24 protein-coding genes are annotated in these 23,739 nt (G+C 36.8%); 5 read left to right on the top strand and 19 right to left on the bottom strand.

Going from position 1 to position 23,739, the window contains the following annotated elements:
* Positions 1–6: 6 nt before the first annotated feature.
* Both QSJ81_RS16610 and QSJ81_RS16605 read right to left on the bottom strand, forming a co-directional pair.
* Entirely contained in the window at positions 7–264 is a 258-nt protein-coding gene (locus tag QSJ81_RS16610) for a GlsB/YeaQ/YmgE family stress response membrane protein (protein WP_038670113.1), read from the bottom strand.
* Between the two features lie 110 nt (positions 265–374).
* Entirely contained in the window at positions 375–557 is a 183-nt protein-coding gene (locus QSJ81_RS16605; RefSeq protein WP_285718472.1) for a hypothetical protein, read from the bottom strand.
* A 162-nt stretch (positions 558–719) separates the two neighbouring features.
* On the opposite strand from QSJ81_RS16605, the gene QSJ81_RS16600 reads away from it, so the two are divergent.
* Positions 720–965: a hypothetical protein gene (locus tag QSJ81_RS16600; RefSeq protein WP_285718471.1), complete on the top strand. Its 246-nt coding sequence runs from the start codon at positions 720–722 to the stop codon at positions 963–965.
* 332 nt (positions 966–1,297) lie between these two features.
* Here QSJ81_RS16600 and QSJ81_RS16595 read toward each other — a convergent pair whose 3' ends face one another.
* The 4 genes from QSJ81_RS16595 to QSJ81_RS16580 form a co-directional block, all read right to left on the bottom strand.
* Positions 1,298–2,233 carry a carbohydrate kinase family protein gene (locus QSJ81_RS16595; RefSeq protein WP_285718470.1) on the bottom strand — a complete coding sequence of 312 codons (936 nt, stop codon included), beginning with the start codon at positions 2,231–2,233 and terminating at the stop codon, positions 1,298–1,300.
* A 110-nt stretch (positions 2,234–2,343) separates the two neighbouring features.
* The gene (gene ulaA / locus QSJ81_RS16590; protein ID WP_285718469.1) at positions 2,344–3,717 is read right to left on the bottom strand and encodes a PTS ascorbate transporter subunit IIC; all 1,374 of its coding nucleotides are present in this window, start codon (positions 3,715–3,717) and stop codon (positions 2,344–2,346) included.
* Between the two features lie 12 nt (positions 3,718–3,729).
* The gene (locus QSJ81_RS16585) at positions 3,730–4,014 is read right to left on the bottom strand and encodes a PTS sugar transporter subunit IIB (RefSeq protein ID WP_285718468.1); all 285 of its coding nucleotides are present in this window, start codon (positions 4,012–4,014) and stop codon (positions 3,730–3,732) included.
* Between the two features lie 7 nt (positions 4,015–4,021).
* The gene (locus QSJ81_RS16580) at positions 4,022–6,154 is read right to left on the bottom strand and encodes a BglG family transcription antiterminator (RefSeq protein WP_285718467.1); all 2,133 of its coding nucleotides are present in this window, start codon (positions 6,152–6,154) and stop codon (positions 4,022–4,024) included.
* Between the two features lie 190 nt (positions 6,155–6,344).
* Here QSJ81_RS16580 and QSJ81_RS16575 point away from each other — a divergent pair, with 190 nt between their 5' ends.
* The 3 genes from QSJ81_RS16575 (at position 6,345) to QSJ81_RS16565 (ending at position 7,196) form a co-directional block, all read left to right on the top strand.
* Complete coding sequence (locus QSJ81_RS16575) at positions 6,345–6,536, top strand: hypothetical protein (RefSeq protein ID WP_285718466.1); 192 nt, start codon at positions 6,345–6,347, stop codon at positions 6,534–6,536.
* A 104-nt stretch (positions 6,537–6,640) separates the two neighbouring features.
* On the top strand, positions 6,641–6,763 hold the full coding sequence (locus QSJ81_RS16570) for a hypothetical protein (protein ID WP_285718465.1): 123 nt from the start codon (positions 6,641–6,643) through the stop codon (positions 6,761–6,763).
* Between the two features lie 244 nt (positions 6,764–7,007).
* Complete coding sequence (locus QSJ81_RS16565) at positions 7,008–7,196, top strand: hypothetical protein (RefSeq protein WP_038670107.1); 189 nt, start codon at positions 7,008–7,010, stop codon at positions 7,194–7,196.
* Positions 7,197–7,457: 261 nt separating this feature from the next.
* On the opposite strand, the gene QSJ81_RS16560 is transcribed toward QSJ81_RS16565, so the two are convergent.
* From QSJ81_RS16560 to QSJ81_RS16540, 5 genes are all read right to left on the bottom strand, one after another.
* A complete protein-coding gene (locus tag QSJ81_RS16560; RefSeq protein WP_285718464.1) occupies positions 7,458–7,628 on the bottom strand; it encodes a hypothetical protein in 171 nt (56 codons plus the stop codon).
* Between the two features lie 217 nt (positions 7,629–7,845).
* Complete coding sequence (locus QSJ81_RS16555) at positions 7,846–9,549, bottom strand: methyl-accepting chemotaxis protein (protein WP_285718463.1); 1,704 nt, start codon at positions 9,547–9,549, stop codon at positions 7,846–7,848.
* 152 nt (positions 9,550–9,701) lie between these two features.
* Positions 9,702–11,171 carry a DUF7305 domain-containing protein gene (locus QSJ81_RS16550; protein ID WP_285718462.1) on the bottom strand — a complete coding sequence of 490 codons (1,470 nt, stop codon included), beginning with the start codon at positions 11,169–11,171 and terminating at the stop codon, positions 9,702–9,704.
* Positions 11,172–11,185: 14 nt separating this feature from the next.
* A complete protein-coding gene (locus tag QSJ81_RS16545; RefSeq protein ID WP_285718461.1) occupies positions 11,186–11,662 on the bottom strand; it encodes a PulJ/GspJ family protein in 477 nt (158 codons plus the stop codon).
* An 11-nt stretch (positions 11,663–11,673) separates the two neighbouring features.
* On the bottom strand, positions 11,674–12,063 hold the full coding sequence (locus QSJ81_RS16540; protein ID WP_285718460.1) for a hypothetical protein: 390 nt from the start codon (positions 12,061–12,063) through the stop codon (positions 11,674–11,676).
* A 334-nt stretch (positions 12,064–12,397) separates the two neighbouring features.
* On the opposite strand from QSJ81_RS16540, the gene QSJ81_RS16535 reads away from it, so the two are divergent.
* The gene (locus QSJ81_RS16535; protein ID WP_285718459.1) at positions 12,398–12,658 is read left to right on the top strand and encodes a hypothetical protein; all 261 of its coding nucleotides are present in this window, start codon (positions 12,398–12,400) and stop codon (positions 12,656–12,658) included.
* 45 nt (positions 12,659–12,703) lie between these two features.
* On the opposite strand, the gene QSJ81_RS16530 is transcribed toward QSJ81_RS16535, so the two are convergent.
* The 8 genes from QSJ81_RS16530 to QSJ81_RS16495 form a co-directional block, all read right to left on the bottom strand.
* Positions 12,704–12,880: a Spo0E family sporulation regulatory protein-aspartic acid phosphatase gene (locus QSJ81_RS16530; RefSeq protein WP_285718458.1), complete on the bottom strand. Its 177-nt coding sequence runs from the start codon at positions 12,878–12,880 to the stop codon at positions 12,704–12,706.
* A 59-nt stretch (positions 12,881–12,939) separates the two neighbouring features.
* Positions 12,940–13,224: a hypothetical protein gene (locus tag QSJ81_RS16525; protein ID WP_285718457.1), complete on the bottom strand. Its 285-nt coding sequence runs from the start codon at positions 13,222–13,224 to the stop codon at positions 12,940–12,942.
* Positions 13,225–13,297: 73 nt separating this feature from the next.
* Entirely contained in the window at positions 13,298–14,332 is a 1,035-nt protein-coding gene (locus QSJ81_RS16520) for a glycoside hydrolase family 18 protein (protein WP_285718456.1), read from the bottom strand.
* Positions 14,333–14,352: 20 nt separating this feature from the next.
* A complete protein-coding gene (locus tag QSJ81_RS16515; RefSeq protein WP_285718455.1) occupies positions 14,353–16,224 on the bottom strand; it encodes a polysaccharide deacetylase family protein in 1,872 nt (623 codons plus the stop codon).
* Positions 16,225–18,063 carry a glycosyltransferase family 2 protein gene (locus QSJ81_RS16510; protein ID WP_285718454.1) on the bottom strand — a complete coding sequence of 613 codons (1,839 nt, stop codon included), beginning with the start codon at positions 18,061–18,063 and terminating at the stop codon, positions 16,225–16,227.
* Positions 18,064–18,152: 89 nt separating this feature from the next.
* Positions 18,153–20,825: a polysaccharide deacetylase family protein gene (locus QSJ81_RS16505; RefSeq protein ID WP_285718453.1), complete on the bottom strand. Its 2,673-nt coding sequence runs from the start codon at positions 20,823–20,825 to the stop codon at positions 18,153–18,155.
* Between the two features lie 19 nt (positions 20,826–20,844).
* Positions 20,845–22,167 (bottom strand): nucleotide sugar dehydrogenase, encoded by a 1,323-nt coding sequence (locus tag QSJ81_RS16500; RefSeq protein WP_285718452.1) that lies wholly within the window; start codon positions 22,165–22,167, stop codon positions 20,845–20,847.
* A 28-nt stretch (positions 22,168–22,195) separates the two neighbouring features.
* The gene (locus QSJ81_RS16495; RefSeq protein WP_285718451.1) at positions 22,196–23,689 is read right to left on the bottom strand and encodes a porin family protein; all 1,494 of its coding nucleotides are present in this window, start codon (positions 23,687–23,689) and stop codon (positions 22,196–22,198) included.
* Positions 23,690–23,739: the final 50 nt, after the last annotated feature.

Below are 23,739 nucleotides of genomic sequence, written 5' to 3'. Positions count from 1 at the left end.
GAAAATTCATTTTTTCTTCTGTGCAGGAGCTGCTACGTTAAACATCCGTATAACCCATAACAGTATAATAGCTCCTACAGTAGCTGAAATTATCGATCCGATTGTACCATATGCGCCAATACCCAAAAGATTAAAGGCAAAGCTACCAATAAAAGAACCTACAACACCTGTTACCAAATCACCCCAAAGACCAAAACCTCCACCTCTGGAAATCATGCCAGCTAACCATCCAGAGATCAATCCAATTAATAAAAACCATAACATTTTTATCGCCTCCTGATAATAGCGTTCCCAATAATCTAATTTTAATTTGGCATAAATTTAAAATTAGAAAAAGCCATCGCCTAATTAAAGGTAACTGGCTAGTATTTCTACTATTCTTGGTATTTTGTAAGAAGTTTGGCACCAATTATAATTCCCGAAACCTTAACCAAGTCCATACTTGAAAACATAATTGTAGTCAGGTTTGAGGTCATTTCTGAAGATATGACCAAATCCATGCCTGAAACCAAAACTACAACCATAGCCGAAGCCATAACCGAGTCTTCCAAACTCATTCCCAACCACCTCAAATAATCTTTTACTACATACTATGTAATTAAGCCGAAAAAGATCACCATAAGATTATGTAAAGAACACTATAGCAGGAAAATATAAAAGCAAATAACATTTTCTTATAATCTTATAGCAAATGCGGAACATTAATCAGAGGTGTTAACATGAAATGTCCGATGTGCGGTATAAACACTACATTTGATTTTTTCCATTGTCCCCATTGCGGGTATAAAATGCCTTTAGCAACTGAGCAACCATTACCCAATTGGAGAAAATTACCGGGTTTTCGTTCTAAGACGCCATGGAAAATACTAGTTGCTATAGTTATTTATATATGGATATTACTCGCAATGATTGCGTCTTTATTTAGTGGCTTAGCGATTATTGAAAGTATAGCGGGAATTCCCTAGGCACACTAGCATAAACATTCAAACTTAATCTCACCTCAAAAACAGGACAAGCACCCGTCATCCCTTATATACCCTACCTATATAAAATGATTGCCGAAGAAAAACTCAATCCTAGCGACATTGTTACCCATAAGCTACCTCTCGACCAAGCAGAATATGTTTATAAAGCTTTCGATACTAAAACTGACGGATGTATTAAAGTCATTCTCAAACCACACCTACATTGATTGTACTTATCAGTAGGTTATCAAGAGTGCAACCTATAAGAATTAACCCCCTCTGGAATTGTCCAAAGGGGGTTAATTCTGTCTTGTATCTAGCATGACATATACTTAACTCTCATAGCTTAATAAAAATTTCTCAACAGTTTCCACTGAAGGCAATCCCTTTCTTCCGCCAAAGGATTGTGTATTAAGAGCAGCAACTGCACTAGCAAATTTGGATGTTTTTTTCAATGACATGTTATGGGTTAATCCATATAAGAATGCCCCATGATAACTATCGCCACACCCTGTTGTATCTACTACATTTTTGACCTTAAAGGCAGGTTGATGAAAACTACCAATGTCATTGCTAAAAACCCAACTGCCGTTTACTCCATCTGTAATTACGACAAGCTCTGGGCCGTTTTTCAGCAACATTTTCCCAGCATATTCAATTGAAGTTTCGTTAGTATAGGCAAGGGCAAAATCCTTGGCGACAATACAAATATCTACCTTTGGGACAATAAGTCGCAAACCAAGGTGATATCGGTTCGCACCACCATCAAATGATACCTTGATTCCTGCTTTTTTCGCCATATCAATGGCCTGCAGACTTGCATCTAAATGCCGACCATTGATATGCAGTACTTTAGCTGCTTGTATTACGGAGGAATACTTTGAAATATCTTTTAGCTCTGGAACCGATCCGGGATGGTAAATGATTGCTCTTATTCCCGTGCTCTTTTGCACCAATATATTGGCTACAGAAGAAGAATGTTCTGGGAAAATTTCTACACAATCTGTGTTAACATTATACTTTTTAAAGTCTTGTAAAATTAGTGAACCACTCCAATCTCCTCCCAGATTATCAATCATAACCGTATTAGCACCTAACTTCGCCAATGTCACCATTGCCGTAGCAACTGGGCCGCCGCCATCGAGAACCATAGTTACAGCTTTTTGCACTTCTCTAGTTTTCGGAAATGTATCAATCACTGTAAACATGTCCAGCGTTGAGACCCCGATTCCTACCACATCTACCATTTTAGTAACTTCATCAGACATATTTATCATTCTTTCCTTTACTTATTTTTAAGAGAAGTAGCGTGCGATTCTTCTAGAATGCACGCCTTCCCACTTATCAATTTGAGTTAGTAATGAACGGCAAGAGTTCATTAACCTTGCACATTATTTATCGCATGAGTTTTTGTTTTAATAAAGTTTGGAATCAGTAAAATAATAAGCAAAATCGCTACAATGACATAAATTCCTGCTGGGCCTATCGTATTAGATGCTTTACCTAACAAAATACCCAAGAAGCCAAAATCAGCATCACCAAAGGTAGTATTTTGAAAGCCTAATTGTCCAAGGACAGGAAGTAAAAATGCAGGTAGAAAAGTAATGGCTAAACCATTTACAAAGGCCCCTAATGCAGCCCCCTTTCGACCACCTGTAGCATTACCGTAAATCCCAGCGGTTGCACCACAAAAGAAATGTGGGACAAGTCCTGGTATAATAAGCACGCCTCCAGCGATACCCAAGAACAACATGCCTATAACTCCACCAATAAAGGAGCTAATAAAGCCAATTACTACTGCTGTTGGAGCATAAGTGAAAAATACAGCACAATCCACAGCAGGAATGGCATTAGGTATTATTTTTGTCGCAATTCCTTGGAAAGCAGGGATTAAATCACCAAGGATCATTCTGACCCCAGCATATACTATGGTAACGCCAACAGCAAATTTCAACGCCGCCATGATAGCAAATAAGAACGGTGACATCTCACCAGCTAAAGTGGCTACAAAGCTCGGTCCTGCGGCAAAGGCTGCTATTAAGTAAAATACCATCATTGTAAGTGCCGTGGATATGGTGGTATCTCTGAGAAATCCCCATTGCTCGGGAATTTGTATTTTCTCTGTACTTTCTTCTGCCTTCCCAGCGAATTTACCAACCCATGCGGATAAATAATAACCTAAACTACCGAAATGTCCCATGGCAATCTCATCACCATCGGTCACCTTTAATGTATATTTTTGCCCAATCGCTGGTGATATGGCACTCCATGCCCCAAGAATAAAACCACCAATAAGGATCAACTCGATCCCCTTCATCCCCGAAGCACCTAAAACTGCCGAAAGAAGACAAGCCATAAAGAAACTATGATGTCCAGTTAAAAATACATATTTGTATTTGGTAAATCTTGCAATCATAAGATTAATAACCAATCCAGCCAACAAGATCGACATGGTTTCAATTCCTAGTACTTTTTGCGCTACAGAAACAATCGCTTCATTGTTAGGAACTACACCTGTAATGTGAAAACCTTCTTCAATCATTTTCCCTAGAGGGGCCAAGTTCGCAACGATAAAATCCGCACCTGCACCCAACATCAAATAACCTAATATTGGTTTTAAGGTCCCTGTCATGACTTTGAACATAGGCCTTTTTAACGCAATCAACCCGATCAAAGCCATGATCCCCATTAATAAGGCGGGTTGTTTTAGAACGTCTCGAAAAAATTCTAGAATGATAGTCAATGTGGACATAAATCATACCCCCTACATTTTACTTTCATGTAATCTCAAAAGAATTTCAAGAATATCTTCCTCAATTTTTTTCTTATTTATATAGCTACGCACCACTGCCACTTCACGGCCCTCGAATTGAGAGGCCAACTCTTTTACCGTGATAATCAGGTCTGTCTTCTTTCCTTGTGCCGAATTGAAATCAGCTGATTCCACAGAAGCTTTGATATGATGGTCTTCACAAATTTCATCAATTTTCATCTTGAGCATAATACTGCTGCCAATACCATTTCCACACACGGTTAAAATTGTAAGCATGATACAATCACTCCTCTCCTCTCTTTTTGCTACTGATATATGCTATAAGTTCTTCTTTACTGCTAGCTTCATCTGCCATTCTTTTAAAATCATCGTCGTCTAGTAGTTGCATTAACTCCGCTAAAGCCTTTAAATGAGTAATATTATCTACCGCACATAAGAAGATCGCTACACTAACAGGATCATTTTCCTTACTCCCAAAGTTCACTGGATTTTTTAGGGTAAGCAATGCCATTCCCACTTTCTTGGCACCATCTTCCGGCCTTGCATGAGGCATGGCAATCCCCTTCGCGATAACAATATACGCCCCCATCTTCTTTACTGTATTTACCATGGCATCCACATACCTGTGTTCAATCAAATCATGAGCCTCTAAAATTTTTCCACCAGCATAAATCACTTCCTCCCAACTCTTTGCTTCAACCTTTAACTCTATCATATTTGCTGTCAATAACTCTCTCAACAATGGTTGTACAACTCCCTTCTGTTCCACTATCATGTCCGCTTTTAAGATCTTTGCCAGTCCTAAAAGTAACGCATCATAATTTTTTATATCGCAATGCTCTTCAATCAGTTTAATCGTTTCCACAAACACATTCTTTGGCTGAAAGTGATATTGTGTCAAATACTTCTTTAAATTTTCGATATCTTTGTCTAGAAGTAATGGATTCACCTGTACCCAAGGAACTAAGTCAAATTTCACTGGCAGTGTCGTAACGATCAGATCCACTTGCTGATACTTGAGAACTTGATTTACTTGACGATAAGCAATTGTGTCTACGATATTTACATTAAACAATTGTAACAATCTAGACGATAGCAACCTTGCGGTACCTACTCCTGTACTGCAGACCACTAAAATGTTCTTCTCTACCTCGTTCTTAGGCTTCAATTTTTCTAAAGCTGCGCCAAAGTGCAAGGTAAAATAGCCGATCTCTTCATCATCAAATAACTTTCCGACGTGACATTCCACGGGCGACATACTATTCTTTACAATGTTAAACAAATAATAGTATCTGTTTTTAATTTCCTCAAGTACCGGATTTTTTAACTTTAAACCATTTTTCAATCTGTATATTGCAGGTCGCAAATGCTCGAGCAAACCACTAAATAATTGATCATCATGAATCAAAGATTCTTGCTCAAGATTTTCGCTTACTTCACTTAGAATTTTCCCTGTTAATATTTGTAGGGTTGCCCAATCTTCACTTGATGAAGGATTGGCAACATATACGGTACTGCCTAACAAATGAATCGTGATATAGCCGATTTCATCATAAGGAATTTCAATTTGAAATTCTTTCTCTAACCTACTGGCGATATAAGAGGCCGCAGCAAATTCCTTCGTTGTTTCATAGTTTTTAAGTTCTTGGTAAGACATCACAATATCTCTGCCAAGCTTTAGCCTTTTAATGGCGATTGCGATATGGATGACTAAACTATAAAAAGCCTCATCAGAAAATGTGGTTTCTAATTGTTTCTCCGCCTCAATCAAACACCCCTCAATCACTTGTATACTCGCATTGGGAAACAGAGTAGCAATTTCAGATTGAGAAAATAAATTCACTCTTTTTAAACTAGGCAACATTTCTTCACTTAGTATCCCCTGGGTTTCTGTGCTTTTCATCAAAAGCTCAATGGACGCTCGTCGAAGATATTTTTCTTCACCCGTAATTTTAATCCCATGATTCGTTGAGGAAAGTAGCGCTAAGTGCTTGCTTATTAGTAACTCTCTTACTTTGTTCAAATCTTTGATTATTGTACTGCGACTACTATGTAGTTTTTCTGCAAAGTAATCAATGGTTATGTAATCTTGCTGTTGAAGTAAGATAGCCAAGATGCTATCAATTCTCTCTTCTTGAGAGGCATAATGATGAACTTCCCCTTCTTGCAGTTTTTCCAGTATTATCTTCACTATTTCTGGGGAGGCAACATAGGAAATTCCTGCATTTTGTTTGCGAATGAATTGGGGAAACCTATTATCTTTCAGAAATTCGTCCATCTTATCTAGCTTATAGCGAACTTGCCGTGAAGTACTATGCAAAGCTTCTGCCAATGCAGAAATCTTTACAGGATTATTGCTATTCGTGATTCTTTCAAATAATTGGGCTGACATTTCATTAGGCCTAATGAATATCACCTCTTTTCGTCTTCATTATATAACGTAAAAAGCTACTTATAAAAGAGTAAGATTTGTCTTACTAAATGTGACAAAATAAACCTAATCAGCTCTCCCTTTGAGAGCCTTTTTTTGCTTTAATCACTCTTATTTACCATCGATCATATTATGTATAGATAATGTTTCTATTTCACTGGGAGGGATACTTTATATGGACAATCGTAAATGGGAGGAGCCAGAAATTGAAGATTGGGAAAACAGATCCAATGATGAGCGTCAAGCACTCTTAGCGTTAGGCCTCGCGTTAGGTTTAGGATTAGGCTTCGGTTTTGCTTGTTCTCCTCGTAGATTTTGTAGCCCTAGAAAATATTGCTGGCCTAGACAAGGTTGCTGGCCAGTCTAGCTTCTTATCGTTTTTTACAGAAAAAGCTTTCGAGCTTTTTCTTTTTATTTAGATTTAACACATGTAATAAAAAACTTCGGGAAAACTAATCATGAGGTGATAGTATGGGTGAAAAGCATCCTGACCGTACTAATGAGTGGGATAAACAACAAGAAGTATTAAAAAGAATATATACTGGAACCACACCTCCTAATAAAACAAAAGAGGATAAAAAAACGACTCATTAGATGGTATAGGAATTTTTCCATGAATTATTACAAAAAAGCAGGCCAAATAGCCTGCTTTTTTGCTTTAATGATTGCCTCATAATTATGCAACTTTATTCCATGAAAAAAATTTCCTGTTATAGTACATATATCACTATTTGACCTTCACGTTCAACAGTTTGCTCTGAATTACTTGGAAGGCGCACTTTTCAAAAAGCAGCATAGAAATAGCTAGAATCCATAGACTAATTATGAGGTGATAAATATGACTTATAGAGATAATGGCTCCTATCTTAAATTTCCGGACAACATTAAAACAAGTAACAAACCTAACCTAATGTTAGTCAATAAAGAAATGGATGCAGCCATCATGAATGACAAAAAGAAATTACTCTTACGAGATGATCCCGCAGTTACATCAAACCAAAATGTTTATGATTCTTTATCTGAGTAGTTAGCAAGCTTACCCGCGTCCGCATTAAGGCTATCAGGTAGGTGGATCACTTTAAGTCACGCCTCCTGGTCCTGTGGATAACTCTGTTGGTAACACATGTATTTTGTGGATATCTTTACCATATTTGTAACTAATATTCCACTTTTCATCTTCAAAACAATCGCTAGTGCGCTTTACATTAATTTGCGATCTCCCACAATTCATTCGTCGGGCAATTTCTTTTAGTCCAGAACGTAATAATAAAATAGAGGCTATTAAGCCTCAGTTAAGTACCCTTATTTTTTCACCGTCGTAAAACAACTTCTCTACGCTTTCCACTTCGAATTCTTGCACATCAATGTCCTTGGGTTTTTCTCGTAAACACTGTAACACATGTACTTGAAAGCCATGTGCTGAGTCGTAATAGGTGCCAATATAAGCATACACTTTCACAAACTCACCTCTGATATAGTATATGAATGTTTATATTTATATAGTCATAAAAAAATAAGCACGACTAAGCTAGGCTTACAATCTTAAATAACATTGTAAGCCTTTTATTTACAAGTAATAAACAAACTCCTGCAAGGTTGATATACCTTCGCAGGAGCTTGTTATTTATTACTATTAATAGCTTTTTTAGACACTTTAGTCACAGGACAGAAGACTTTTAAAGCTTGAATTCCTGAACTGCAGTCTGAAGATTCTCTGCTAGCTTTGCAAGGGATTCGCTGGAAGCAGCGATTTCTTCCATAGATGCAGATTGTTCCTCCGCTGCTGCCGAGACTGTTTGGGTTTCCCCAGCAGTTTCTTTACTCACCTCATTTATCTCATAGATCGCATCGACGACGTGCTGACTCCCCTTCGCCATTTGCTGAGTAGATGCCGAAATATTTTGCATCTGATTAGTCACCTGGTTAACCAACGATACTATTTGATCAAATGACGAGCCTGCAAAATTAACTATTTCTGTACCAGATTTGACTTCGCGAGTTCCTTCATTGATAGACTGTACAGCGTTATCGGTTTCATCCTGTATTTCACTAATAAGAGTAGCAATTTGTTTCGCAGCTTTTTGTGATTGCTCAGCCAGCTTTCGCACTTCTTCCGCCACTACTGCAAATCCTCTTCCCTGTTCTCCAGCACGAGCCGCTTCAATTGCTGCATTTAGTGACAATAAATTAGTCTGTCCTGCAATGGCGGAAATCGTCTCAACGATCTGACCAATTTCTTTGGATCGCTCACCTAGTTTGGTGACTACCGTCGCTGAATTAGTTACAGACTTTTCGATACTTGTCATCTGCACTATGGCATTGCCTATAGCTAAAGCACCTTCTTTTGCAGCTGCCTCTGCTTTTTGAGATGCGTGGGCCACCTCAGTGGTATTGGAGGCAATTTTCTGTGCGTTTTCTGACATTTCCTCGACAAATACCGAACCTTTAGTAACCACCTCTGTCTGATGGTGCGCACCGCTGGCGACGCTCATGATGGAGGTTGCTACCTGGGTAGCAGCTTGAGCTGACTGTTCAGCATTTGCAGTTAACTCTTCTGATAAGGCAGCTACTTGGTGTGTCGATTGAGCCACTGTATTAACAAGAGTTCTCAGACTCTTAACAGTGTTATTAATCGCTAAACCTATCTCACCTATCTCATCATTACTTTTAATATGTATTTCCGCTATCCCAAGATTTCCAGCTGCAACTTCCCGTAGTGCCTCCACGTCAATCCGAAGACGAGTAGCTATTTGTCTGGCAAGTAATAGCGCGATCGTTGAACTCAAGATAAAACTGATAATAAAGATTAAGCCGGCACTCCACTTAGCTTTTGAACTTGCTGCCAACGAGCTATCCCAGTCTCGTTTCGTAATAACGTCAATATCTGCATCTATTTTTTCCTTTACTTCACGGGCCTTTGCAAATAGGGATTTCCCCTCTCCAAGACGCTTTCGGGCTTCTTCCAGTTTCCCCGACTTAACTAAGTTGATCTGGCTATCAAAGTAATTGTGAATCGCATCTATCGCAGGTATCGCTTCTTCTTTGATAATTTTATTCATACCTGGATGTTTGATGAGGTAGGGTTCTAGGTTTTTTAGTGAGACGGCAATGTTTTTTCGACCATTGTTAAAGGCCCCTAAAAAATTTTCGTCACCATTGCTCGCAATATACCCACGTACTCCAGTCTCCTGATTGAGAAGGTCCACAAACACTTGCTCTGTTATTCTGCCCATAGGAATGGCATCCTCTACAATATAATTTGTTGCTTGTGTCATTTCTCCTAAACAAAAGAACGTAATTCCCATACTAATTACCATCATGATTAGAACCAAAACAAATCCCAAAAGAATCTTCGTGCGAACTTTTGCATTTTTAAACATAATATCCACCTCTTTCTATTTAAATGCTATAATTCGACATTTTTCGTCTTTCCCCTTCCAAAAATCGTTCTCACGCTTTACCATTCTTAAAATATAAAAACTCCTTAAGTAATAAAACCTAGGGAGTTTCCATATTTGACTTGTATGAAGCTTTACTTAACACTCCAAGAGTTTACATTAATAGATCCTGACGAAGATTCTCCTCCAGGCATTTCTATTGATGATCGTTGACTATTAAAAATCGGAGAACCATCAATCTTCAAACTTCCATTGGTATAAGCTCCAGCAATACTTGTAGGAGGAGATGAAACCGTCTTAGGCCAAACAGTTCCTGAACTTCCAGTTATATAAGACTCTCCGCTGCTAGAAACAAAAAAAGTATTGGACGCTTGTACTTGGTTGTCTATTTTGAAAGCACCTTGCATTATAACTTCGCCACCACTATTTTGCATAGTAAAATTATTTGTCAGGTTGACACCGCCATTATTAGCGTATATATATGTATTGCCTGAGGTGATAATGCTACTAGTATTATCGCCTACCAAAGCATAACCAGCTAAACTAGTAGTTTGTATAGTTGCATCATTGGCTTTTATCGTAGCAGAATTTGTAAGATGTATTTTACCAGTTACATAAATCCTTAAATCAGATGCGCTAATAGAACTATTATTAGCCATATCAAAATCACCATCAACGTAAATACTGACTTTATCCCCAGTAATGCTAGCACTTGTATCTAATTTCAAGTCACCATGAATAGTAATAACTACAGGATTAGCACTAATTGCGTTAATCTTGCTAATCCCATTTACTAAATAAGAGCCATCGCAGATATAGTAATCTTTTTTAAGGTCGCATGTCTGATTATAATACTGACCTTTATCTGTAATAGGTAGTGCAGTAGGATTTGTTAAATTCGTAGAAGGAACTTTTGGTATAGAGATCTCCAAACTGCCTATTTTATCAGCCGTCTCCTGTACATACCAATCAGTACCACCGTTAGGATAATATGTATTAGAACCAGGTTGACTTTCTAAGCCATATACTTTACCAGAGAGAAATTTATTACCGCTATTTACTGTAGCTGTACCAGTAGTAGCAATATCATAAATTATCGGCGCTGACGAAGACCCTCCATATATAGAAAAATCTCCTCTTGAGAATACGGAATACCTGCTAAATAAATCATTTCCGCCTTTTTTTAAGGTTATGGTTGTAGTAACCGTTTTTGTAATATTACCGACTTTACCTATGGATTCTATGGTGTATATCCCCGATGTAATTGCTGATAGTGGATTAATTTGACTAGCAGCCATACTGGCATTCGCTTGATACGATATTTTAGTATGATATTGTGCCTTTGAGTCACCATTTAAGGTCTGCCAATTAATATTACTTATGGAATCAACCCAATTATCAATTTGAGTATTACCACTATTAAAAGATGAAATGATTCTCTTATTTCCTGCTTCTGCTGCATATTGGGCTTGTAGCACATCGTGATCTACGATACCTGTTTTTATTGCGCTAAAAGCCATAGAAGAAATACTAGATAATAAAATTAATCCAATTACCATAGTCATAAGTCCCAAAAGCGTTACAGATCCTCTTTGTGATTTCATAAGCACCATCCTATTTAGAAAATAACTTGATTTGTAATTTTATTTAAGGTTACTACCGATGATCTATATATATTTGTATCATTTTTAAACTTCAACGAGATATCGATTCGCCACCTTTCTTCAGTGGTGATGCTAGGTGTAAATATTAAATACTCAATCTTTTTCTGCCCTACACTTTTGATGGAACCATTTTTAGTGAAAGTAACAGCGCTATTATTTGTATCAAAAGCTATTTTGTAACTATCAGTGCCAATGGAAAACCGTATTTCTTGAAATGGACTACTTAGAGGATCAATATCTGTAGCGTTCTGTAGATTATTTGTTATATTAAGCAATATTTGACGGTTGTCTTGGACTTGTCCTATTTGGGCGTATGAATAATTATAGGATTTCATGGAAAATGCAAAGATATCTAAAACTGCGCCAATAAGAATTATAAATATTGCAATCCCCACTAACATTTCAATTAAAGTGAAGCCTTTATTATTCATAAATCACCTTCCTAATTAGAATTAGAGTAATAATACCTAACTAAAGACACTGAAGAACTTCCTCCAGAAACTGTTATTTTAACAGGCTGCAATCGTGTATTTGTATCTACAAACCCACTAGTTACAATTTCAACTTTATATTTTATTCCATTTATAGTTGGAGAATTTTGATAAGTTGGTGATTTTGTCAGATCAAACGGAGCACTTTTAGAACCATCATTAACTTTTAGCTCTTCTGAGATTTGTTGTGCTATTCTTACAGCATTATTATTATTCCTAGTTGTACTTGTTGTACTTACGAATTGAGTAAACGCTCCTAATATAGATATAAGCGCTACACCCAAGAAAATCATACCAATTAATGAATCTACTAATATCCAACCTTTTTGATTCCTGAGCATACAACATTCCCCTCCCCTGCCCAATTCTCATATTCCAGCCCTTTTAAATAACTAAAAATAATTTTTCATAATGCCGTGTAATAATTCCTGTCCAATCCCTTAAGAATTTATATATAAAACAACATTCTACCAAATCCATTAATTCCCTGTATATAAATATCTTTTTTGTCAAAAAAAGTGTACTATTGCAAAAAATGCCATAAAACAATTAACCAGGGAATTTCATACTAATAAGAGGATTATTAATAATCTCAAGCCCTACGCTTCTCCTATAGGTACAAAATCCAATCTGATGAATATATTATAAGTATCAACGAAAGCGGAGGCGAAGCTGATGAATTGCCATAAAAACCATGATTGTTTAGACACTTGTGGTGTTTTGAATCTTGAAGAATTAGAAAAAAAGGCGAATAGGACAATTGAATTTCCCCAATTAGCCCCGCTCACTGGTAATGCGATTGCATTATTCACTATGTTTGTATTACAAGAAATAGTCGAGCAACAGGCCGCTAACCCAATTGCCAATTTCGCTAATATCATTCAACTTTCAAATAGTATTGCTTCTTTAAACAGCAGTATAAAGACGATTCAATAGACACTACACGTAGCATTAATTTAACTAAAAAAAAGAAAGAGCCTTTTATGACTCTAACTTACATTTTTTTGATAATAATCGCTCATATTCATTTAACATCTTATTAAGATCTTGACTCGCTTTCACTACGTCAGGATCAGTAAGACATTTCCCTTTCGCTTGTCTATGTAATCGAGTACGTAATTCTTCAATTAGCTGCTCGATTTTTTGTACCTCATCCATTTACACCACCTCATATGTAGTGTAACCGAAAATCGTACAGAAAAGCGTTCCACAGGACGCTATTTTTCTATGCATGGAGTTTTTTGTATTTGAACACCCTTGTTTTTCTTCAGCCAATCATGTAAAAGATTCATTGCTTTTTCACTTTCATCCTCATGAACCTCTAGATGCAAATGATACAAGTTTTCTTCGGAACCACTCCTAATAGACATGTGAAGACTTTCGACATTCTCAAAAGTCTTTTCGCTAATAATGTTTTCTTTAGAAAAATACGATTTTAAGTCTTCCTTTATTTTTTCCTTTTTTCCCTTGACATAGATAGCAGCATAGACTTTAGCAGACACAAAGATCACTCCTTTACCATTTTTATAAGCATTTCGGTAAAAGGTAATATTATCCTGCAAGATATAAGTTTACTTATAGTATTTTGTTAATGTCTACATTGCCGCCAAAACGCCATAAGCTGATGCTATTTACCCCTTGTTCCTTAGAGATAGCTATCCAGTAGTTTAAAGTTTTCACATCAGCATACCATACTTGATATGTAACCCCCATATCTTTATAATCAAACACTACGCACTGGCTCTCTTCATCCCTTCTGGTTTCAACACCATATGTTACTGCAAGGGTTTTTGCTTCTACTTCCGTCAAGAATCTTTTTTCACCATTGTCGCCCCATAGGCAACCTCCTGTAGAAAATGCTACTGTTTTTTCACCAGGCAAAGTTTCCATCCGCTTTAACATTTTCTGGATAAACTCTTTATTGGCCTTCGGTCCTGGAGCACTATGCAATCCATAAAGATTATAAAGCATGACTACATATTCTGGTCCTTTGGAAAATTCGGAGGAAGAGAAAGGAGCACTTGGTTCCAGTACAAGCCTAAGTTTTAAATTATTTTTCAAGGCGGTTTCATAAAGTTTATCTGTAAATTTCAAGAAGGACTGTCCAACTTTTTCGTCTTTCCATATTTTTTCATAGTCAATTTCAATACCATCATATCCGCCTTGTAAGGTCAATGTAATGATTTCATCAATATGTTTCTCCATAGACGTTTCATCCGAAAATAGCCTGCGAAGAACTTCTATATCTTTCACTACAACCGATCCATCAAGATTTTGCTTGTCATTGACAAAAGTAAGATACGTCTCATATTTTTCTTTCTTCTTTTTAAGTTCCATTCTTTTATCACTAAGTTCTTTTGGTATGAATAGGCAATCGTTTTTGTCAAAATATGCGCCAAAATAAGAAAGTTTATTTAGTTTATCTCCCATCTTTTGCAAATCTTTCTCGCCGGCATCTAAATCCCAGTAAGCTAACCATGCAGATCTTTTTATTTGCTCGCTTGCAACTGCATTTACAGCAGATTTGCTACTATAATTACAGCCCATTAAGATAAGAAAGACAGATGCAACTATAGTTGCTTTTAAACATTTACAAAATATGCTGCCCACCCACTTACTTCCTCCTATTATTACAAGTTGACTATAAACCAATTTATAAGCGTTTGCCAGAACTTCTTAAGTTTAAATTCGACGGCATCAAATCCGTGCATACTACTGTCGAATAAAATCTTTTCTTTCTCGGCACCCGTATTTTCAGTGATAACTAGCTTTTCAAATACACCGTCATATACATCATCCGCCAAATTTCTTTGACTCCAGCCATAACCGCCCCATGCCGTTTCAAGGTAAACAGCACCCGCTTTGGTATTAGACACTTGTAAATCCTTTACAGCATCTTTACCATCTATCATAATACTTATCTTTTCTCCCTTGAGAGAGAGTGATACATTACGATCACCTTTTGCATGAACACTGAGGTCCGGTATATATTCCTCTGCGCCCTCTGTCACTGTGGCAGCGTTTTCTAGGTTTTTATCTTTTAATCGTTCTGAGTAAATCTTTGCCTTTTCAGTAGAATTAGCAGATTTCACGAAAGTTTCTAGCTCCCGCATTTCGGCTGCTTTTTTATCTTCAGGAATTGATCGGCTTTCTTTACCGTCATGCTTATCTAAATTTAATTTAAATAGTTCTTTTTCAGAATTACCAGCTTTTTGCGTAACATATAAAACATTATTGAAAATATGTACAGCTAAGAACCGATTCAAGTTTTCATCCGCTCTAAGATATATTTTCTGTAAACCAAGTTGATTTCCCTTCAACCTTACGGAAAGTTTCACGTCATCAAAATCACTGCTATTCTTTAAGCGTAATAAACCTTTGTCTTTTGGCAAAGAGGTCAAAATCAGGGTTTCCTCTTTGATTTCTAGTGCCCCTTTAAGAGTTTCCCATGCTTTTTTTTTGTTCAAATCACCTTTAACAAATTCTAAGTCCTGATTATTATCGTATTTTATACGCATTAGCAAATGGTTCGTGTACCAGTATGCCTGTGGCTGCATCCTTGTTAAGTCATAAATACTACTGTTTCTCTGATTGAAGGAAAAACCTTCTCTGTTGAAGTTCATTTTAAACAAATTTTTAATCCAATATTCGTTTACAGCACTTACCTTATCATTATTACCGAAACTCCCTGTATTGGAATGCATTAGAATGTACATTCCAGGTACATACCCGATTGATTTAGTATAAATATCTCGCAGAGCTTCATAGTCATAAGCAATACGGCTTTTCATCTTGGTATAGCTCTCTTTTGGAACACCATATTCATCACGAATATAATCCATTAGATAATGATTGTATTTGCGTCCTAAATAGGGCACAACTTTAGCGTATTCCAATGGATCCAACTCTCCTAGATAATTGTTGTATCGATCAAATACATTAATAAATGCAAGTCGGTATCCATTGGTCCCCATTTCCCAAAAAGTTGTCTTTTCAAGCTCGATTAGTTCCTCTGGCATTAAAAATTCATTATCTTTTTTCTCAAACTTTTCCGGATATGTCAGCATTGTTGCTTTAAAATTCATTTCCTCCAAAATCTTTTGCGAAAAAATTGCAGTATCTCTCCTACCATCTTCAAAAATCAAAAACAATGATTTTTCGGGCAGGTTTTTTCCTGATTGATAGTAATCTAAAACATCTTGTTGTGTGATAGTTACATAACCTAAATCTTTTAGTGCTTGCAAATGGTCATGTAAACGCTCCACTCCAATTAGGTTTTGATTGTCAATTCGTTCTACCCCAAAATAGGCAAGAGTAACAAAACCTTTATCTCCTGAAATCTTTGTATTCTGCGGTGTAAAAGCCTTATACGCTTTTAGGGTAAAAAAAGTTGTTATACAAATAGCAATCACTGCAAGAATGATCGTAATTTGTATCACGACACGTATAAATTTTCTTCTGTCTTTTTGGGCAGTGAATTTTTCATTTGATATCGTCATCATCTATGCCCTCTCTTGCTTTCTACTATTTTTCTTTAACAGTTCTGCAAGATCTGCTGGAGTCATGCGTGTTCCCCATGTGGTTTTCCAAAAAGTAAACCAAGCAATGGGCATCTGCCATAAAAGTACAGCTTCGTAGTATAAGCAAAACCATAATCCGTAAATCCAAGTTGAACTTTTTCTAAGAAACAATTGTGCCATACTCATAAGCAAAGCCATTAAGCAAATACCGATGATAAAGGTTAACGGAAACACTCTGTGTGTAAGTGGAATGTAAATCAAGTTATAAAGAACAATAAGGGGTGCTAAGAACGGCACGAGCACGCCCATATAAAAAGATAACGCCATAAAAGGTTCTTTCTTCCACATAAATACAGCTGCAATTAGCGATTCTCTAAGCCACGAACGTTTCCAGCGCATCTGTTGCTTCAAAAAGATACCATATGTATTCGGTACAATCGTATTACATATGGCAGTATCTTGGTAACCTGTACGATTCTCTCTTAATATAAAGTTGGTCATACTTCGATCATCACCAAAAGTGGCTTTTGCTCCCCAAAATGTCTGATTTAGCCACGCATCCATGTTTTTTACAATCAAATCTTTTCTATAACAAGATAGAGGGCCAGATAAACATGTGACGGCATCAAAATAGCTTTCTGCCGCTTTATTAATACGAAAAGCGATAAAATATCGTACAGCCTGCATCTTTGTGAGTGCATTGGTATACGTGTTGGCAACGTCGGTTCGACCAGAAACGCCACCCATTTTCGTATCTTTGAATGGCTGAACAATATTACGAATTGCAAAAGGATCTAAAAAACTATCCGAATCAACGAACACAATTAATTCATGTTTTGCCATTAAAGTCCCTTTTGCTAAGGCCTCCCGCTTACCTGCATTTACTTCCTGGCGAATATAATGAACCCTGTTTTCGATATCGTAACGTTGTTCTTTGATTTTTAGTTCTTCGACGATTTCTTTAATCTTTTCAAAAGACTGGTCATTAGAGCAATCATCTACAACAATAACTTCTAATTTGTCAATTGGGTAATCTTGATTAATACAACTTGAAATCGTTCTTTGTATCCATTGCTCCTCATTGAAGCAAGGAACAATGATCGTAACACCTGGTGTAAAGTCTTTATCAATGGGAACAGGTCGATAAAAAGAACCGAACAAATATCTAGTGAGCAAAAAGGTCGCCGCAACAATGCTGTACATATACAAAATTTTGTTAAACTTAAAATAAAGTATACTTTCCGCCCTCATCAAAAGAATACAAGCACTAATAAAAAATAGGAAAAATGCGGCTACCGATAACATATACCAATTTTTCTTCTTGGTTGCATACTGGGCTAGTGATTCTAAAAATGCTACTCCACATAAGGTTTTCCCGTCCGCGTTTTTGTCAAAGCGAATATATTTAGCAGCAATATTGACTTTCATTTCATATCCTTCCGGCATACTGCCGGGTGTTATGATAAACCTTAACTTGATTTGCGATGCGTGACTCAAATCTTGAGCAACCTCATGGGGGACTTCAATTAACATACCGGTAGTCGATATATCAGTACCTTTCCCGTGACAAGTTACTTTTTTGTCAGCAGAAACATATTCGATTGAAACATCATAATCCACTAGATAACGTCTGCCCATTTTTTCATGTTCTATAAGATTTGAAATATCGCTAGAACCCTCATTATCTTTTACTTGGCGCCTATCTACATTTGTACGCACCCCTTCCTTATCAGGCACTTTTGAAAGTATCCTGCGGTCAGGTTTAGCAACAAGTAAAACATCTTTTTCTTCTTTTGTCTGTTGTTGAAATAATTTATTCATAGTTCACTTCCTTGCCATTTCCACGCTGCACCAGCATAAAATAAATCACTCTCGCCATTTCACCATAGATTTTCTTTTCCTGATTTTTTTTAATCCTTATCATGGCTAGTTAATTTCAGTGACTTTTTTCGATTTATTTGCGAATAGCCATCAATTAAATAGTCAGATAGCCTGCCAACTTTAAACTTGGAAGGATCAGTATCAGATTTTCCTTCATTTGCAGTCAGTAATATATCTAACGCTGTTGGAGTGTAGATACAGCTGTCCCCCATATGCATAGTTAAAATAGCACCCTTTTTCACACTACCATTTTTTGCATATACTCCTTCTTTGATAGTTTCTACAAGCTCAGGAATACTCTGGGCCTTATAATCGTATGTGCTACACGAACCAGAAATAATATACTCGTAACCGGTTTCAAACAATGTTTCAGCCCCCATCTTGCTGATTGCCAGCGTTGGTGGACGGAAGAATCTGGTCAAGGCAGTTTTGCCGTTAATTGTTACATCACCTGTAACATCTCGCAATTTTTGATATGCTGTGGCAAGATCCTTCGTATATTCTTCTTTATTCTGGGTTATGACTTGCTTACCTGTTTTCGGATCACGAACTGCCATTGGCTTATGTTTGTCAGAATGACTACCGATATTATGACCTTGCGTGGCAATTGTTCGAAGCAAATTCGGGTTATTCAATACATTATTTGTAAGAACAAAGAATGTCCCTGGGACATTATGCTTATGCAGGACATATAAAATTTTATTAATTGCCGCATCCGTCCCCCAGTCATCGAAGGTTAAGAAAATAACATTATCTTCTGTTTGTATTAAACCACTCTTATCAAGATGACGAGTTTCCATTTTTGAAAAACCGAGCATACGATCTTCATAAGTAACATCCTCGTTGCCGATATAGCGTTTGGAAACTTCGTCAAGGAAATTGTGTTGATCAATCGTTAACCTATGAACATCATTTCTTAATCGTACTGGAATGTTTTTCGGATCGACTGGGTATTGATAAGTAAATTTTGTATTACTAAGAATTTCTCCGACTGGTTTAATCATATACTGAGAATAATTTGCAGGATTATTTGCAGGATTATCATAAGATGTTGCATAGGCAATGTTATCCACTTTGCGTTGTTTAATTGTTTCCATCAAATCACCAACCAATCGATCATTGGTATAGTAATCCATTCTAAAATGTATGATCTGTCCGCGGGCTAATGAAAATATAGATTTACCGAAAATTTCTACCATAACCTGATCTGCGGAGGTATAATCTTTATGTTTGCTTTGCACAACATTGATTGACTGACCAATTAATTTGCATTCTAAGCTAAAAACAGCTTCTTTTGTGTTATCTAATACGGCACCCCATGGTTGTTTAACCAAATTGGTTTTCACACCAAACTGTTCTTGCAAGATATTACGGGAACGTATAATAGTATTGCGAGTTTCTTCGATTGTTTCCCCCTCTTTTGGTCTTATTGCAACACCAATTTCGTGCCCGTTTGCAATAATTCTCCGTAGTGTTTCGGGATATTTTTTCATTTCTATTTCCGCTACAAAGAAGGTTGCTTTAATGCCAAGGCTATTCAATCTTCCGAGTACGTCATTCACTACTGCTTCTTTGGACAATCCACCGAATGTATAGGAAAGAGCTGGTTCTGTGGTTGAAACTATCTTAATTTCTTTAGCATTGTTATCTACAATCTCTGCTGCATAAGCTGTCCGACAGGTAAACAAAGCCACGATCTGTTCTCGTAAAAAATCAGTGATTTTAGGCATAAAGGAAAAAGCGTTATTTACTTTAACCTCATTGCGATTCTGCAATTGGGTGGTGTTTACTGGTTTTAGGGTAGAATTGGTTATTGAGAAATCCTCCACATAGACTGTAGTATAATTTGCTTTATTCAGCGCAATTAACAGTTTTTCTACCGCATCAATAATTTCTTTTTCTCCCAAGTCTGTTGATTGTGGCAACACCTTTAAACCTGGCTGTTTGTCTATAGCTGGTTTTAAGTTTGTTTTTCCTGGTTCATTAACAACCGGCTCGGGGTTAGCTTTTAGTTTAATAGAAACGATACTCCCCGGTTTGATATTACCAACGAAATTGTCTGCTGTAGGAAGAGAGTTTATTTGTTTCACATTTAAGAAAACATCGCTTTTTACAACACTGTTAAACCCAGTGGCTTTCACTACTTGAAGCAATTGATCCGTATATTTAGTTTCATTGCATTTTAAAAGATTTGCCCCTTGATCGGTGGTCACCTTAATAATTTTTTGCGCACGACAAAAATCTTTAACTACCCTTTCCACAGGTAGATTTTCCATTTTAACCATGCCTAAGAGTGTATAATTTTCGACTCTTTGTCCTTCTTTTTTAATGTTTATAACAGTTTGAGGGTCTTCGGCAGTCTGCATCCCATCAACGAAAAAAGTCGCTTTTGCATTGTATTTTTTTAATAAGTCCAAAATTTGTTGTACACTTGTGCGATCTGTTAATCCATCAAAAGTCAATGCAATATGGCGCTGTCCACTATTGCTATGTGTAATAACCGTTGCTTTCTCCTGACTTGTTTTAAGCTGCGCTAAAGCTTGTGCAGCTTCTGCATCGGCATTATAGGAATTTTCTAAATCGGTAATATTGCGATAGTCGCCGGCTGTCTGCGTTGTAAAGAAGTCTTTGGAGAAAAGCACCCCCATTAGACAAATACCTATAAGCAGAACCAGTGATGATACAATTTTCTTATTTTTCACGTATATCATCCCCTTATCATTAAAGACTCCAATAAGAGTAGCCCTTCTCTTCTATGTTCTTTTTATCAAATATATTCTTGATATCAATAATTACATGCTTTGTTTGTTGCTTTTGTTGCTTTAACATACTTTCTAAGTCTTCTATCTGTAAGTCTTTAAATTGCTGATGTGCTACTAAGAACACCAGACAATCAGCATTTCGAACATCCTTTATATCTACAAGTTCCATATTGAATTCTTTCTTGAACTCAGCCTTATCTGCGACCGGGTCTACTACCTTTACCTTGATTCCATATGAAGCAAGGTATTTAAAAACATCAACGGCTTTTGAATTGCGCATATCCGGACAATTTTCTTTGAAGGTAATCCCCATAATATAAACATTCGATTTCTTGACATTGATATCAGATTGAATCATTTTCTTTATTACGTTGTCAGTTACAAAAAGACCCATATTATCATTAACTTTCCTACCGGCCGCAATAATTTGGGAATGATAACCTAGCACTTCTGCTTGATAGATGAAATAATACGGATCGACACCGATACAATGTCCGCCTACCAATCCTGGATAAAAACCTAAAGCATTCCATTTGGTATTCATAGCATCGATAACCTCTTTGGTATTAATGCCCATTCGATTAAATGCCATTGCCAATTCATTCATAAAAGCAATATTAATATCTCTTTGGGCATTTTCAACCAACTTTGTTGCTTCCGCAACTTTAATGCTGGGTGCTTTATAAACACCTGCCTGTATAATCAACTCATAGGCAGCCGCAATATTTTCTACAGTTTCTTCATCCATACCAGATACGATCTTCTGAATATTTTCAAGTTTATGTACTCGATCTCCAGGATTAATTCTTTCCGGAGAATAACCAATCTTGAAATCTTTTCCGCATACCAGATTTGATTCTTTCTCTAAAATAGGTACACAAACGTCTTCTGTAACGCCCGGATATACTGTAGATTCAAAAACAACAATACTGTCTTTTGATAAATTTTGCCCTACTATTTTACTAGCATTAACAATCGGCGCCAAATCTGGTGTTTTATCTCCATTGACAGGCGTTGGAACAGCAACAATGATGAACTTGGCTTCTCTTAACCTAGTTGGATCCGTAGTAAAATTCAATGCCGTACTTTGAATTTTCTCATCACCAATTTCCTTAGTAGGGTCAATTCCCTTTTTGTAGACATTGATTTTTTCTTGATTGGTATCAAATCCCAGAGTTTTAACTTTTTCAGCAAATGCAATAGCAACAGGTAGCCCTACATAGCCAAGTCCTACAACTGCCAAAAAATCTTTTTTCATTCGAATTCTTTCAAATATTTCCATCCCTATCTCATTTCACCTACCTATTAATTTAGAAATAATGAGTTAAGTGGCTCCACCATGTGTCGCCTTGTTCTCCACTGATTTTGTCTTTTAGTCCATAATATTCGATACCTGTAACAACATTTTCTGTCAAGGTATAGTTGATTCCTAAGCCATAGCCTTTAAATCCTTGCATAGAGTTACCTATGCCATTCATTCCATGAGCAATATACGTGCCCTGGGGTTGGTTATAATATTTGGCAAATACTCCATAGGTACCCGGCCTCCATGTTTTTAATTCTCCATAGGTAGCACTAAGCACATAACCTTTGCTGTCTGTCAAAGTAGATCCCAAAGCCATGGCCCCTAAACCAAAATTACTGAAATTATAATTTCCACCAAGAGTCCAGATTGTGTTTTGACTGTGATCGCCGTCATCCTTTTGGTAGTGATGAGCACCGACTTCAAGATTGTAATCAATATCGTTATACCGTGCAGTTGCTATGAATGTTCTTTTCGTATAGTCGGTTTCGCCATAACTTACTGTGTATTTTATCGGATCTCCAAACTCAACTTTTACGCCTTTAAAGTCACTATCATAAATATTACCGTCCGCCATAAGGTAACCAAAGGAACCGGCTGTCACCATTGATTCGCCGCTTTTTCCCGCCACATATAGATGTGAAAGCTTGAAATCATTATTATAATTTACTACATTCTTTTGACCTTCCAACATACCATAGGCACGCCAATCCTGATTCACTGCACTATTAAAACCAATACGGGCACGAATTCCAGATGAATCCCGATCTAATTGCCCAGGACCACTATTCAAAGCGTAATGATAACGAATTTCTCCGTCAATCTTTACTTTGTTGTCCAATTGACTGCTCCGGTCACCTACATGACTCAAATCATCTATAAGGCCTGTATACGTTTCCGGTGAGATATAATTTGTATTACTTTTTGCTTTTTCTTTAATTTCCGTATTGTTCATCTGAACTACTGTTTTAGGTTCGATATCTGCATTATTCCTAAGCATTGTTTTCGGATCAACATAGTCATTAGTTATTGTAAGCATTGTGTTTTTATCAGTAGTGAGTTTATCTGGATTCGTTATAAATCTCGTTGTTATTTGCGCAATTTCATATGCAAAATCAGCTTTAGCCTTTTCAACATCTAGGTTTGGGTCACTAATTATTTTTGTTGTGATTTGTGCCATTTTATATGCGAATTCATTTTTCTGGTCGTTGGGCAAAATTGGCATTATTTTTGCTGTGACCCTAGCAATTGAATACGCAAACTCAACTTTAAAGTTTTCGACATTAGTAGTTGGGGTAGATAATATTTTACCTGTAATTTGTGCCATTTCATATGCAAATTCAGCTTTAAATTTTTCTGTATTTCCTGGTATTACAGAAAGTTTATTGCCACCCTCGATTTTTACTTCATTTGAAGCATATACCACGTTTCCCCCGTGCTCATTTATTGGTATACCGACTATCGTTGCAACCGAAAACAGTAATATAAAAACCTTTTTCACTTAAAAAACTCACCGTCCTGATAAGATGTATTTTTCATAGTCACGTCTGG

The sequence above is a fragment of the Pelosinus sp. IPA-1 genome (assembly GCF_030269905.1).
In the GTDB taxonomy this organism is placed as follows: domain Bacteria; phylum Bacillota; class Negativicutes; order DSM-13327; family DSM-13327; genus Pelosinus.
This window is presented reverse-complemented; position numbering and strand designations above follow the sequence as displayed.